This is a genomic window from Sphingobium sufflavum (assembly GCF_021403115.1).
Classification (GTDB): domain Bacteria; phylum Pseudomonadota; class Alphaproteobacteria; order Sphingomonadales; family Sphingomonadaceae; genus Sphingobium; species Sphingobium sufflavum.
Window position 1 is genome coordinate 313,104 of sequence record NZ_JAJSSH010000003.1, and the last position, 14,084, is coordinate 327,187.

Sequence of the window (14,084 nt, forward strand, 5' to 3'; positions counted from 1 at the left end):
GCGCCGATAACGGGTTCGTTGCTGTCGTCTGCTGGATGCGAAGGTGCGAGTTCTGGTCGGAAGCCGGAGTGGCAAAGCCATGCCCCGATCCGTCGCTATGTATACTCCATTCGACCCATATATCTCGCAATAATCAGACATAATAGTTGCGCTTCACCGGGTGGCCGCTATTTTTGGAATCGAAGCAGGCCGTTTCGGCCGCGTGGCGCCCCGTGCGCGCTTCACAATCGGTATATGCAGAATAACCGTGTCTCTTGAAAGGAACAGGATGCTTCGTACTCCTCTGATCGCCGGCTTCGTCGCGCTGGCCGCCACCCTGTCCGCTCCGGCCGCCTTTGCTCAGGCTGCCGCCGCAGCGCCTGCCGCTGCCGCCGCCTATAGCGTGGGCGCGACCGACATCGGCACGTTGCTGGACAATCCGGCGACCAAGGCGGTGATCGACAAATATCTGCCCGGCTTCTCCGGCAACCCGCAGATCGACATGGCCCGTTCCATGACGCTGGAGCAGGTTCAGGGCTTCGCGCCCGACCAGATTTCGGCCGACTCGCTCGCCAAGATCAACGCGGACCTGGCCAAGGTGCCCGCGAAGAAATAATCTCTGGCGGCCCGGTGCGCGTGATCGCGAGCCGGGCCGTTCTGACGGACGGCGTTCGGCAGTGTGAGCGGTTACGGAAGATACGGCGATAAGGCCGGAAGCCAAGTCTCCGCTTTTCCCTGACGCTGGCATTTCTTCCCCGGCGGGCACACTGCTTGTCCCGACAGTGTGGTGGCGCAGCATCCGGTCATAGGGTCTGCAAGCCCCGGACAGCTTCGGTTCAGCTGGTTGCGACCATGTTGCCTCGATAGTCCGATCCGGTGGAGGAGAGTCGAAGATGACTGCGGTGCGAAGGACGATGTGCGCACGGATATAGAACGCACGCGACACCTTCTCCTGCTCAAAGATTTCAATAGGCCAACAGATGCTGCGCGATGATGGAGCCGGGTGCCCGACCGGCCTCCGGACCGTGTGGCCGGGTTTGGTGGGTGGTTGCCATCGTCCGGCAGGATGCAGCCGCCGATGACAAGTTTCTTGACCCGCGCGATCTTTCGTCGCCGGTCCCGATGGAGAGATTTTGCATGCGTGTTTCCCGTTTCGCGGCCGTTCTGGCGGTCGCCACTTTCGCCACGACGGCTCAGGCTCAGGCGCAGAAAAGCCCTGGCGAGCAATTGTTCGGCCAGCGGTGCAAGATCTGCCATAGTGTCGAGGCAAGCGGCCCCGCCCTGCTCGGTCCCAACCTGCGTGGCGTCGTGGGCCGCAAGGCGGGCAGCACGACTTTCCGATACTCCCCCGCGCTCAAGGCGTCGAACATCGGCTGGACCAAGGAAACGCTCGATAAATTCCTGTCCGGCCCGACGAAGATGGTGCCCGGCACGCGGATGGTCGTCTCCCTTCCTGACGCCAAGCAGCGCGCGGACCTCCTCGCTTATCTCGCCACTCTGCGCTGATCGTGCGCACGGCGGCCTTGTGCCGCCGATGTGGCCTTGGCTTGATTGGTGGCAGTCCGCGTGTGCGGGCTGCCCTAAAGCACTGGATGGCAATTAATTGCCTCGTCATTGCGAGCGCAGCGAAGCCATCCAGAAGGCGTCATGCCGCCTAGACTGGTTAGGTTTTGCCCGCCTTCGGCTCGCTGCGCTCGCAATGACGATAAGGGTAAGTTGTATCGTAAGATGCCTGAGAGATTTGCGCACGTGCTGACGCATTCGAACTGCCCCCTCGTTACAATAAGGTGAGCAGTTCGAAGTGAAAATTCTGGCCGGACCCAGCGCTAGGTGAAGGCCGACGGCGGCCCCGTTGTCCGGTGCGGCTGTCGTTATTCTTCGCCGGGCGCCAGTTGCGCCGCGAAGCGTTCGCGGGTGGTGCGGGCGGTGCGCCGGGCCTGCTCCACGGCGACTTCTTCTGTCGCGAAGAGGAGATGATCGAGCACCGCGGCCAGATGCGCGCGCATGGCGGCACGGGCCGCCTGCGGGTCGCGTGAGCGCAGGGCCTGCGCGATGGCGCGATGTTCGGCAACCACCGGTTTCACCTTGGCCGCGCGCGCTTTTTCCAGAAGGAGGGCGGTGTCGGGTGAACTGGCGCGCATCCGCCACAATTGCTCGATGGTGCTGGAGATTGCGCTGTTGCGGGTGGCGTCGGCGATGGCGAGGTGAAAGGCGCGGTCGGCGTCCGGCTCGCTGGTCGTGCGCGTGTCGGGCCGACGGTTTTCCTGCTCGATCCGTTGCACCAGAGCATCCAGCGCGTCCAGTTCCTCGGAGCTGATATGGACGGCGGCCAGCGCGGCGGCCTCCCCCTCTATCGCCAGCCGGGCCTCGGTCAGTTCGAAGGCGGTGACATGGAAGCCGGGCTGGTCGGCGCTGCCCGGAATACGGGTGACATAGGCGCCGGACCCGACGCGCACCTCCACGAAACCCTGAACCTCCAGCGCGATGATCGCCTCGCGCAAGGTCGGACGGCTGACATTATATTCCAGCGCCAGATCGCGTTCCGGGGGCAGGCGATCCCCCACGGCATATTGGCCGGAGGTCAGCTGGTCGATCAGCTTCTGCGCGAGCTGGCGGTAAAGCCGGCTTCCCGTCTCTCCGCCCGTGGTCGCCTCTGGCGCATCCTGATTTGACTTGGGGGACATGCTCTAATTCTCTGATGGAGGGCGACGGATCGACCTTTACGCCATGAAGGCGAATTGTACAGATGGCGCAGATAGAAGGTGGGTAAGGGGCGGGCAGAAGTTTCGGCCCCACGCTCCATATGCCGGGGGGATCAGCCCAGCAAATCGTCCTGCGCCATGTCGTTCAGCGCGAGGCGAAGCAGTTCTTCCATGGTGGCGCGCGCCAGCAGGGGGTCGGACGCCTCGATCGCGTCGAACACGGCGAGATGTTCCGCAATGGGATCGCGCGCCAGCTTGCCGCTCTGTTCCTTGAAGCGGGTGGTCCATGTGACGGCCGCGCCCACCGAACTGGCGAGCGAGGCGAGAGGCTCGTTGCCTGCCGCTTCCAATATGGTGCTGTGGAATTGCTGGTCCGCATCACGTCCTTGTACGGTGCCCAGCCCCTGCTGGCGCATGACGCCCAGCGCGGAGCGCATGCGCTCCACCTGCGCATCGGTTCGCCGTGTCGCCGCCAGCATCGCCGCCGCCGGTTCGATGACGCCGCGCAGTTCGAACAGGTCGGCCACGAAACGCTTGTCCGGCTTGCTGGAGAACATCCACGCCAATATGTCCGGGTCCAGCATGTTCCAGCGCGCACGGGGGGTCACATGGGTGCCCGCCTTGGGCCGGCTGTCCAGCAGGCCCTTGGCGATCAGGATGCGGATCGCCTCCCGATAGGCGGTGCGTGAAACCTTATAGGCTTCCGCCTGCTCGATCTCGCCACCAAAGCCATCACCGGGTTGATACTGGCCCGTGACAATGGCGATCCCCAATTGTCGCGCCAGCGCCTGATGGATGCGCAGACCCTTCGCCTCGTCCGGGAGTTTATTCTCCGCTTCTTCTTCTGGCTGCTTGCTGGTCAATGCTTGGCTTTCCGATCAATCTTCAAACAGCTCTGTAGTATGATTATGCCCGGAAAGGAACGCATCGGCGACCAATCTTATTGGCGAGAGGTCCACGTCGCTCTCGCCCGCCTGCACCAGCGAGACGAAATGGGCGTAGAGGGCGGGATATTCGGATTCCGCCTCCGGGGCCTGCGTCACGCCGTCGATCGTCAGGCTGTTGCCCCCATGGCCGAGGCACAGAAGCTCCGCACCCGCCTCCACGACGATGTCCCAGCTTTGCGGGCCGGTCTGGCGCCAGTCGAATTCGGCGGTGATCGGGATGCCATGGGCTGTCGCCATGGCGAGGCGGGCGGCGATGGGCGCCTGACGGTTGGCGGGCGTCTCCAGCTCTGCCGAGAGGAGGCGAATGGGGTCGACGACGATGCCGGTCAGGATGGACAGGGCATTGATGCCGGGGTCGAACACGCCGAAGCCACCGGGTTCCCAGATCCACGCCTGACCGGGATGCCAATGACGCACATCCTCTTTCCACACAATGTCGATGCGGGTCAGGTCGCGTTCGGCGATCCAGCGGCGCGCGCGCGCCACGCAGGACGCATAGCGGCTGTGCCAGCTGGCGAAGAGGGTGACGTTGGCGGCCCGCGCCAGCGACACCAGCGCCTCCACTTCCGACACGGTCGCGCCGGGTGGCTTCTCCATGAAGACATGCTTGCCCGCGAGAATGGCAGCGCGCGCCGCCGCGTAACGGGCCTGCGGCGGCTGACAGAGGATCACCGCATCGAGAGCCGGTTCGGCGGCCAGCATGGCGTCGATGTCGCTATAGTTGCGCACGCCTTCCGCCCGCGAATTGCGGCTGGCGACGGCGACCAGTTGCACGTCGGCATTGGCGGCGATGGCCGGAACATGCTGGTCATGCGCGATCTTGCCATAGCCGACCAAGCCGACTGTCAGGGGCGTGCTCACAGGACGGTCACTTTCGCCAGACCCTTGTCCTCTGCACGGACGAGGGGATTGCGGACGGGGAGGGTGAAGGGCGCGGCCGCTACCTCGAATATATCGCCGACCTGCGTTTCCACCTTGTCGGCAAAGGACAGGGTGGCGGTGCCGAAGAAATGCACATGCACGTCGCCGGGCCGCTGGAACTGGGTATATTTAAAATGATGATGTTCGAGGTTGGCGATGGTGTGCGACATGTTCGCCTCGCCCGACAGGAAGGGCCTTTCCCAGAGCGTCGCGCCATCGCGCAGGATGCGGCTGGTGCCGCGGATGTCGGCGGGCAGTTCGCCGAGCAGCAACTCAGGGCCAATCGCGGCCTGACGCAGCTTGCTGTGCGCGAGCCACAGATAGTTGACCCGTTCCGTCACATGGTCGGAAAATTCATTGCCGAGCGCGAAGCCGAGGCGGATCGGCGTGCCGTCCGCACCGATCAGATAGATGCCGGCGATCTCCGGTTCCTCGCCACCGTCGCCCGCAAAGGCGGGGGCCTCTAGTGGCGCGCCGGGCGCGACGAGGATGCCGCCATCGCCCTTGTAGAACCATTCGGGCTGCACGCCCTCCGTGCCCGGGACGGGCTTGCCGCCGTCCAGTCCCATCAGGAACATGCGCATACTGTCGGTGACATGTTCCTGTGCCTGCGCGGCCTTGTGCATCTTGTCCCGGCCTTCAGCCGAGCCGAGGTGCGTGAGGCCGGTGCCGCTGACGAGCAGATGCGCCGGATCGCCATGATCGATGGGGGGCAGCAGGGTGACGGCGGCGAGGTCCAGCACCGCGCCCGCACGGGCTTCCGCGAGCTGGGCCAGCTTGGTGCCGGCCCCGATCGCATCGACCGCGAGCGACAGGATGGAGGGCGTATCGGCGAGGCGATGGGCAGCGCCGTCCGCGTCGAGGGCGGCGACGCTGCGCGTGCCGTCGGCGCTATATTGGACGAGGGAGCGGATCATGCCGTCACCGCCTTTCCCTCGACCCGGCGCGGGAGGCCCCAGGGATTGTCGTCGCGCACGGCCAGTGGGAGCAGTGCCGCCGGAATGTCCTGATAGCAGACGGGGCGCAGGAAACGGCTCATCGCTGCCGTGCCGACGGAGGTCGAACGGCCATCGGTGGTGGCGGGGTAGGGGCCGCCATGGACCATCGCCCAGGTGACTTCCACGCCCGTCGGCCAGCCGTTCGCGAGCACGCGGCCCGCGCGGTCGGCAAGCAGGGGCAGGATACGGGCGGCGTCCGCCTCGTCACTGGGGTCGAGGTGGATGGTGGCGGTGAGCTGCCCCTCCAGCCCGGCGACGGCCTGCGCAAGGGCATCCATGTCCTTGCAGCGGATGACGACGGAGGCGGCTCCGAACACTTCGTCCGCCAGCGCGGGATCGCGGGCGAAGCTGTCTGCGTCCGTCTCGAACAGGGCGGCGACGCCCCGGCCTTCTTCACCCGCCGTGCCGCGTGCGATCAGCCGGGCGGCGCGGTTGCCTTCGAGCGCGGCGACGCCCTTGTCATAGGCGGCGCGGATGCCGGGGGTCAGCATGACCTGCGGCGCGGCCTTGCCCACCGCTTCTGCGGCGGCGGCGATGAAGCGGTCGAGATCGGGACCGTCGAGCGCGATCACCACCCCCGGATTGGTGCAGAACTGGCCCGCGCCCAGCGTCAGCGACGCGACGAAGGCTGGACCCAGCGCCTCGGCCCGCGCGGCGAGCGCGTGCGGCATCAGGACGACGGGGTTGATCGCGCTCATCTCCGCATAGACGGGAATGGGTTCGGCGCGCTTGGCGGCGATGGCGGCAAGGGCGAGGCCGCCGCCGCGCGATCCGGTGAAGCCCACCGCCTTGATATGCGGATCGGCGACCAGCGCGCCGCCCAGTTCATGCGCGGTGCCGGGGAGATAGGAGAAGGTGCCGGCGGGCAGGCCCGACGCCGCGACCGCATCGGCAATGGCGCGTGCGACCAGTTCGCCGGTGCCGGGATGGGCGGGATGACCCTTCACCACCACCGGGCAACCCGCCGCAAAGGCGGAAGCGGTGTCACCGCCCGCGACGGAGAAGGCGAGAGGGAAGTTGGATGCGCCGAACACGGCCACGGGACCAAGCGGTACGTTCACCCGGCGCAGGTCTGCGCGCGGCGGGGTGCGATCGGGCAGGGCGGGGTCAATGGTGACGTCCAGCCAGTAACCGGCGCGCACTTCCGACGCGAACAGGCGCAACTGGCCGGTGGTGCGGCCCCGCTCCCCCTCCAGACGGGGCCGGGGCAGGCCCGTCTCCGCAAGGGCGGTGGCGATCAACTCCTCGCCGATCTCCTCGATATGGGTGGCGATGGATTCGAGGAAGGCGGCGCGGTCGTTGGGCGACAGCGCGGCGAGGGCGGGCGCGGCGTCAGCGGCCAGCGCGCAGGCATCGGCCACGTCCTGCACGTCCGCATTGCTGTAGCTGTTCGGCAGGGCGGCGCCGGTGGCGGCGTTATGGCCGGTGAACTTGGCGGGGCGCTGGCGTTGTTCCGCGCCGATCAGGATGCTTCCGTCGATCATGATGTACCTCGTAAATGCTTTTCGTAACCCCGGCGGTATGGCGCCGGGCGTCAGGCGACCCCGGCCGGTGCCGGGACCACCCATGATGTCAGTGATTGTCGCGCGGCAGGCCCTGCGTCTGGGCGATTTTCTGGAAGCTTTCCGCCCCTTCGAGGATCGCGCCGGTCTGAAGCTGGCCGACGAGGTCGCGCTGAATCTGCTGCCAGGGCGTCTGCGATGCGGGATAGGCATAGCCGCCCGCTGCGAGCAGTGCAGTACGCCGCTCCGCCAGTTCCGCGTCGGGGATCAGCACGTCCACCGTACCCCGGTTCAGGTCGATCCGCACCCGGTCGCCGCTGCGCAGGAGGGCAAGGCCGCCGTTGGCTGCCGCCTCCGGCGAGGCGTTGAGGATGGAGGGGGAGCCGGACGTGCCCGACTGGCGACCGTCCCCGATGCATGGGAGGGCATGGACACCCTCGCGCAGCAGATAGGCGGGCGCGCGCATGTTCACCACCTCCGCCGCGCCGGGATAGCCGATCGGTCCCGCGCCGCGCATGAACAACAATGTCTGCGTCGTGATGCCGGTCGCCGGATCGTCGATGCGGGCGTGATAATCCTCCGGCCCGTCGAACACGACGACCGGCCCCTCGAACGCTTCCGGATCGTCGGGATTGCTGAGGTAGCGGGCGCGGAACTCCTCGGAGATCACGCTGGTCTTCATGATCGCGCTGTCGAACAGATTGCCGGACAGGACGATGAAGCCTGCCTCCGGCTTCAGCGGGTTGGCGAAGGGACGGATGACCTTCTCGTCCTCGATGGTCGCGCCCCGGCAGTTGTCGCCGATGCTGCGGCCATTGGCGGTCATCACACCCTCATGGATAAGGCCCTGTTCCATCAACTGGTTGACGACTGCGGGCACGCCGCCTGCGCGATAATAATCCTCGCCCAGATATTCGCCTGCCGGCTGGAGGTTGACCAGCAAGGGAACCTTGTGCCCGTGGGTCTGCCAGTCGCGGATGTCGAGGTCGACGCCCATGTGACGCGCGATGGCGGCGAGGTGGATCGGCGCGTTGGTCGATCCGCCGATGGCCGAATTGACCGCGATGGCGTTGAGGAAGGCCTCGCGCGTCATGATGTCGGAGGGTTTCAGATCCTCGTTCACCATGTCCACGATACGCAGGCCGGTGTGATAGGCGCTTTCCTGACGATCGCGATACGGCGCGGGGATGGCGGCGTTGCCGGGCAGGGACATGCCCAACGCTTCCGCCAGGCTGTTCATCGTGGTCGCCGTGCCCATCGTGTTGCAATAGCCGGTGGACGGCGCGGAGGAAGCGACGAGGCGGATGAAGCCCTCATCGTCGATCTCTCCTGCGGCCAGAAGCTCGCGCGCCTTCCAGACGATGGTGCCCGACCCGGTCCGTTCGCCCTTGTGCCAGCCGTTCAGCATCGGGCCGACGGACAGGGCGATGGCGGGCAGGTTGACCGTCGCCGCCGCCATCAGGCAGGCGGGCGTCGTCTTGTCGCAGCCGATGGTCAGCACCACTCCGTCGAGCGGATAGCCATACAGCACCTCCACCAGACCCAGATAGGACAGGTTGCGGTCGAGGCCCGCCGTGGGGCGCTTGCCGGTTTCCTGAATGGGATGGACGGGAAATTCGATGGCGATGCCGCCTGCCTGCCGGATACCCTCACGCACCCGTTCCGCCAGAACCAGATGATGGCGGTTGCAGGGGGACAGGTCGCTGCCGGTCTGCGCGATGCCGATAATCGGCTTGCCGCTGCGCAACTCCTCGAACGTCAGGCCGAAATTTAGATAGCGCTCCAGATAGAGCGCCGTCATGTCGGTGTTGGCGGGATTGTCGAACCATGCGGCAGAGCGCAGCGTGCGGGGCGAGTCGGATGAGGGAGGGCTTGTGGTCATGCGACCCTTCTATGTTGGTTCGGACGATGATCGGGTTGACGATCTTGTCCCTCCAATATACTCATACAATTAATATGGCAATGCTTGGGAGAGATGCGGCGTGGCCGGACCGATCAATATCAGTGAAGTGAGCGCGGCCCCGGCCGCCGATGGGGGCACGGGTACAGGCAGAAGCTATGGCAAGGCGCTGACCCTGCTCGCCAGCCTGTTCTTCATGTGGGGCTTCATCACGGTCATCAACAACACGCTGCTGCCGCATCTGCGCAGCGTGTTTGACCTCAGCTACACCCAGACGACGCTGATCGAGTCGGTGTGGTTCATCGCCTATGGTGTCGCCTCCATCCCATCGGCCAAGCTGATCGAGCGGATCGGATACCAGAAGTCGCTGGTGACGGGCCTGCTCATCATGGCGGCGGGTGCGTTGGGCATGATGCTGGCCGCCAGCATCCCCTCTTATGGCGTGACCCTGTTCATGTTGTTCGTGATCGCCAGCGGCATCACGCTGCTGCAGGTTGCGGCCAACCCCTATGTCGCGGTGATCGGATCGCCGGAGACGGCCTCCAGCCGCCTCAACCTCGTGCAGGCGTTCAATTCACTGGGCACGATGCTGGCCCCGGCGTTCGGCGCTTATCTCATCCTCGGCCGGTCGGTCGGTGGCACGGCGAAGGGTGACCGGGTGCTGACCGCCGCCGAACGGCTGGCCGACGCCCAGTCGGTGGTGCTGCCCTATGGCATTGTCGCTGCGGTGCTGGTCGTGCTGGCGCTGGTCATCGCGCGCTTTCCCCTGCCCGCGATGGGTCAGGCGACCAGCCGCGTCGCAAAGGAAAACCGCAAGAATCATTCGCTGTGGCGGCACCGCAACCTGGTGTGGGGCATCCCGGCCATGATCTTCTACCTGCTGGCGGAGATCGGCGTCGCCAACCTGTTCGTCAATTTCGTCAGCCAGCCGGACATCGCGAACCTGACGCATGAGGAGGCGGGCAATTACCTGACCTTCCTATGGGGCGGGATGATGGTTGGCCGCTTCGTGGGCGCGGGCATCATGCAGCGCGTCGCCGCCGAGAAGGTGCTGGCCACCTTTGCCGCCGGCGCCTTCGTGGTGATGGTGGTGACGATATTCGCCCATGGCTCGGTCGCCATGTGGTCGCTGATCCTCGTCGGCCTGTTCCATTCCATCATGTTCCCGACCATCTTCACGCTCGCCATCAAGGGGCTGGGTCCGTTGACCGAGGAAGGGTCGGGCCTGATGATCATGGCCATCGCGGGCGGTGCGCTGGTAGTGGTGCAGGGTACGCTGGCCGACATGTTCGGTCTCCAGAACAGCTTTGCCCTGACGGCCATCTGCGAATTGTTCGTTCTGGGATATGCCCTGTGGGGTACCCGTGTTCCGGTGGACGCCGCCGAGGGAGAAAAAGCATGATCTGTCGTTCGTTGATCGGCACCGCGGCGGCGGCCCTGCTGGCCTTGGCCGCCCCCGCGCAGGCCGCGCCGGTGCTGGACTGCCCATTGCGCGACATGCCCTTTTCCATGCAGTCGCCGATGATCGACATATTGCTCAGCCCGGCGGCGAAGGCCGTGGTCGATCGCAAGCTGGGCGGCCTGCTGGACAAACTGCCCAAGCAGATGTTCGGCACGACCGCGCCCAGTTTTGCGTCTATCCTGACGATCAAGGAAGCGGCGGGCTTCGCCACGCGCGGTGGTGGGGCGATGCCCGACCTGACCGGCCTGGACGAGGAACTGGCGAAGATCCCTGTGACCGCCGCCGATCGAACCGCCCGCTGCGTGCGCTATGATGACGACCGGCCGACGTTCAAACTGCCCGCGGGCAAGCCGCGCATCCTGCTGTTCGAAAAGATGACCGGTTTTCGCGATGGCCCCTCCGTCGACGCTGCCCATGCCGCCTTTACCGCGCTGGCCGAGCGCAAGGGATGGGCGCTGGTCTCCACGTTGAAGGGTGGAGCGATCCATCCGTCGGTGCTGAAGAATTTCGATGCCGTCATCTGGAACAACGTCAGCGGCGACGTGCTGACCCTGAGCCAGCGCAAGGCGTTGCAGGCCTTTGTGAAGGGCGGCGGCGGTTTCGTGGCGGTCCATGGATCGGCGGGCGATTTCGCCACTTTTTGGGACTGGTATGTGGACGATCTGATCGGCGCGCGGTTCGCGGGTCATCCCATGTCTCCGCAATTCCAGGATGCGCGGGTCGTGGTCGAGGCCAAGGACAGCCCGTTGGCCAAGGGTCTGCCCGCCGAATGGGTGATGAAGGACGAATGGTACAGCTTCAGGAACAATCCGCGCGCCAGCGGATCGACGATCATCGCCACGCTGGACGAGAAAAGCTATAAGCCCGATGGTCTGGCTGGTCAGAATTTGCGAATGGGCGACGATCATCCGGTCGCCTGGACCCGCTGTATCGGCAAGGGGCGGATGTTCTATTCCGCCATCGGCCACCGGCCTGAAACCTATAGCGAACCCCATTATGTGACGATGCTGGAAAATGCTCTGGGCTGGGCGACCGGCACGGCATGCGCTGCGCCCGCATCCGCACAGAAACCGGCATCGGCCAAGTGACGCAAGGACCGGCAGGCATGACGACGACAGCAGCACCGACCCCCCGTTTCGTCTGGCCGACCGAGGCGTTGCTCGGTGAGGGGCCATATTGGTCCGAAGGGGAAGGTGCGCTCTGGTATGTCGACATCAAGGGTGGGGCGATTCATCGCTATCATCCCGCATCCAACGCCCATGCGACATGGGCGGTGGGCGGGCAGCCCAGCTTTGTCGTGCCTGCGGGTGAGGGGCGACTGGTGGCGGGATCGAACCATAGCCTGATCCTGTTCGACACGGCGGCGGCCGATGGCGCGTTGCCGCAGACGATGCTCGCCCCCATCGCCATGCCGGCGCATAACCGCACCAATGACGCCACGGTGGACTGCCATGGTCGCCTGTGGTTCGGCACGATGGACGATGGCGAGACGGAGGGTACCGGCGCCATCTACTGCCTGGTCGATGGCGCGGTACGACAGATGGGCGGCGAGGCGGTCGTCACCAATGGCCCGGCGGCCACGCGCGACGGGCGCACCCTCTACCATGTCGATTCCGGCAGCCGCATTATCTGGCGTAGCCGGATCGGCGATGGGCCGGAATTGCTGGAGAAGGAGGTGTTCCTGCAACTGGGCGAGGCGGACGGCTATCCCGATGGCATCGTGCTGGACAGCGAGGGTTGCCTGTGGGTCGCGCTTTGGGACGGATGGGGGGTGCAACGCCATGCGCCTGACGGCAGCCTGTTGCTGCGTATCGACCTGCCCTGTGCCCGCGTGACCAAGATCGCTTTCGGGGGTGACGATCTGCGCACCGCCTATGTCACTACGGCGCGCACGGGTCTGAGCGAGGCGCAACTGGCGGAACAGCCGCTGGCGGGCGGACTGTTCGCGTTCGACGCGCCGGTCGCGGGCCTGCCGCTGCCCAACGTGGTGTTCTGAAAACATGGCATCGAGAGGGATGGGCTGGCATGTCGTCGGCGACTGGGGCACGACGAGGCTGCGTCTGTTCCGGGTGGAGCAGGGCGTGGTCGTCGACCGGCTGGACGGACCGGGTATCGGCCAGTTGGAAGGCGGGTTGCCGAGCGCGCACCTGCTGCGCCTCCTCACGCGCTGGACCGGTCATGGCCGCCCGGACCATGTGACGCTGTGCGGCATGGCGGGCGCGCGCACTGGCCTGCGTGAAGCGCCCTATGTGCCCTGTCCGACGGATCGTGCGGGATGGGCTACGGGAATGCTGCGTTTCGATCTGGTCGACTTGCCCGTGCGGATCGCCGCCGGGGTGCGGCATGGCGACGTGGATGTGATGCGCGGCGAGGAGACGCAGATCTTCGGCGCTCTCGCCCGTGAGCCGTCGCTGGCGCAGGGATCGCAACTGTTCATCCTGCCCGGCACGCACAGCAAATGGGCGCGGATCGAAAATGGGGTCGTCACCGGGTTTCGCACCTTTTTCACGGGCGAATTGTTTGGCCTGCTGCGCGCGCACAGCACGCTCGCCAGGGTGAGCGCGGGATCGGGGACCACAGCGGATGCGGGCGACGCGGCCGAACGGGCCGAGGGCTGGGACGAGGGCCTCGCGCGCGCGCGCGAAGGTACGGGCCTGCTGGGCGGCATGTTCGAAAGCCGGGCGGCGCAACTGTTGCGCGGACGCAGCGCGGTCTGGGGCGAGGGCTTTCTGTCCGGCCTGTTGATCGGTGCGGAGGTGGCGGAGGGCCAGCGCCACACGCCGCTGCCCGAAACGGTGGTGGTGATCGGCGCGCCCGAACTGGCGGAGCATTATCGGCGCGCGCTGGACGGTCATGGCGTCGCGGTGCGCCGGGAAGATGGCGAAACATGTGTATTGGCGGGACTGGAATTGCTCAATGATCTCGGTTGATTCTGTGCTGGCGACCGGTGCGCCGCCCGTTGTGGCCATCCTGCGCGGGTTGCGGCCGGAGGAGGCCGTGGAGGCCTGCGCCGCGCTGGTCGAGGAAGGTATTCGCCTGATCGAGGTGCCGCTGAACTCGCCCGATCCCTTTGCCAGCATCGCCGCGATGCAGGCCGCGTTCGGCGGGGTCGCGATGATCGGGGCGGGTACGGTCCTCGACATCGCCAGCGTCGATGCGCTGGTGGCGACGGGCGCGAAGCTGATGGTGACGCCCAACACCAACGCAGCGGTGATTGCGCATGGCGTGGCCGCCGGGCTGGAGGTGATGCCGGGTATGCTGACGCCGAGCGAGGCCTTTACCGCCATCGCGGCGGGCGCGCGGCGGCTGAAGCTGTTCCCCGCGATGGTGCAGGGCACGACCTATCTGAAGGCGTTGCGCGACGTGTTGCCCGCCAATGTGGAAGTGTGGGCAGTTGGCGGTACGGGCACGAACAATATTGGCGAATGGCTGGGCGCGGGCGCGGGTGGGCTGGGCGTCGGCGGGGCGCTTTACCGGCCGGGCGACAGCGCGCAGGTGATCGCGGGCAAAGCGCGGGCGTTGGTGAAGGCGTGGCGCGCGGCGGTTTAGGTTTAGCCGAACTTCCTTGACCTTGCGCTTATGCAGGAAGTTTGGCGGGATGGCTTTGGGGCCAATGCCGGGTTGGACATGCAGGATAAGATTGCCTGAGTTCTCAGGCGTCACGGGAAGAAAA

The 14,084-nt window shown here is 66.0% G+C and carries 13 protein-coding genes; 7 read left to right on the plus strand and 6 right to left on the minus strand.

From position 1 onward, the window contains the following. Positions 1-268 precede the first annotated feature (268 nt). Positions 269-595: a hypothetical protein gene (locus LWE61_RS07070; RefSeq protein WP_234149336.1), complete on the plus strand. Its 327-nt coding sequence runs from the start codon at positions 269-271 to the stop codon at positions 593-595. Positions 596-1,116: 521 nt separating this feature from the next. After that, the gene (locus tag LWE61_RS07075; RefSeq protein ID WP_234149337.1) at positions 1,117-1,485 is read left to right on the plus strand and encodes a c-type cytochrome; all 369 of its coding nucleotides are present in this window, start codon (positions 1,117-1,119) and stop codon (positions 1,483-1,485) included. A gap of 365 nt (positions 1,486-1,850) precedes the next feature. Here LWE61_RS07075 and LWE61_RS07080 read toward each other — a convergent pair whose 3' ends face one another. From LWE61_RS07080 to LWE61_RS07105, 6 genes are all read right to left on the minus strand, one after another. Next, positions 1,851-2,663 carry a FadR/GntR family transcriptional regulator gene (locus tag LWE61_RS07080; RefSeq protein WP_234149338.1) on the minus strand — a complete coding sequence of 271 codons (813 nt, stop codon included), beginning with the start codon at positions 2,661-2,663 and terminating at the stop codon, positions 1,851-1,853. A 131-nt stretch (positions 2,664-2,794) separates the two neighbouring features. Further along, the gene (locus LWE61_RS07085) at positions 2,795-3,544 is read right to left on the minus strand and encodes a FadR/GntR family transcriptional regulator (RefSeq protein WP_234149339.1); all 750 of its coding nucleotides are present in this window, start codon (positions 3,542-3,544) and stop codon (positions 2,795-2,797) included. Between the two features lie 15 nt (positions 3,545-3,559). Further along, positions 3,560-4,489: a Gfo/Idh/MocA family protein gene (locus LWE61_RS07090; RefSeq protein ID WP_234149340.1), complete on the minus strand. Its 930-nt coding sequence runs from the start codon at positions 4,487-4,489 to the stop codon at positions 3,560-3,562. Further along, entirely contained in the window at positions 4,486-5,466 is a 981-nt protein-coding gene (gene araD1 / locus LWE61_RS07095) for an AraD1 family protein (protein ID WP_234149341.1), read from the minus strand. Before araD1 ends, LWE61_RS07090 begins: the two co-directional genes overlap by 4 nt. Continuing rightward, complete coding sequence (locus tag LWE61_RS07100; RefSeq protein ID WP_234149342.1) at positions 5,463-7,031, minus strand: aldehyde dehydrogenase (NADP(+)); 1,569 nt, start codon at positions 7,029-7,031, stop codon at positions 5,463-5,465. The genes araD1 and LWE61_RS07100 overlap by 4 nt, the downstream gene beginning before the upstream one ends. An 88-nt stretch (positions 7,032-7,119) precedes the next feature. Beyond that, positions 7,120-8,931: an IlvD/Edd family dehydratase gene (locus LWE61_RS07105; RefSeq protein WP_234149343.1), complete on the minus strand. Its 1,812-nt coding sequence runs from the start codon at positions 8,929-8,931 to the stop codon at positions 7,120-7,122. Between the two features lie 100 nt (positions 8,932-9,031). Here LWE61_RS07105 and LWE61_RS07110 point away from each other — a divergent pair, with 100 nt between their 5' ends. From LWE61_RS07110 to LWE61_RS07130, 5 genes are read left to right on the plus strand one after another with little or no spacing between them, the layout of a single operon-like run. Then, a complete protein-coding gene (locus LWE61_RS07110; protein ID WP_407696199.1) occupies positions 9,032-10,351 on the plus strand; it encodes a sugar MFS transporter in 1,320 nt (439 codons plus the stop codon). Then, positions 10,348-11,499 (plus strand): ThuA domain-containing protein, encoded by a 1,152-nt coding sequence (locus tag LWE61_RS07115; protein ID WP_234149344.1) that lies wholly within the window; start codon positions 10,348-10,350, stop codon positions 11,497-11,499. The genes LWE61_RS07110 and LWE61_RS07115 overlap by 4 nt, the downstream gene beginning before the upstream one ends. A 17-nt stretch (positions 11,500-11,516) precedes the next feature. Continuing rightward, positions 11,517-12,407, plus strand: coding sequence for an SMP-30/gluconolactonase/LRE family protein (locus LWE61_RS07120; protein ID WP_234149345.1), 891 nt, complete (start codon positions 11,517-11,519; stop codon positions 12,405-12,407). 4 nt (positions 12,408-12,411) lie between these two features. Next, complete coding sequence (locus LWE61_RS07125) at positions 12,412-13,341, plus strand: 2-dehydro-3-deoxygalactonokinase (protein ID WP_234149346.1); 930 nt, start codon at positions 12,412-12,414, stop codon at positions 13,339-13,341. Further along, positions 13,331-13,960: a 2-dehydro-3-deoxy-6-phosphogalactonate aldolase gene (locus LWE61_RS07130; protein ID WP_234149470.1), complete on the plus strand. Its 630-nt coding sequence runs from the start codon at positions 13,331-13,333 to the stop codon at positions 13,958-13,960. The genes LWE61_RS07125 and LWE61_RS07130 overlap by 11 nt, the downstream gene beginning before the upstream one ends. The last annotated feature ends 124 nt before the right edge of the window (positions 13,961-14,084 follow it).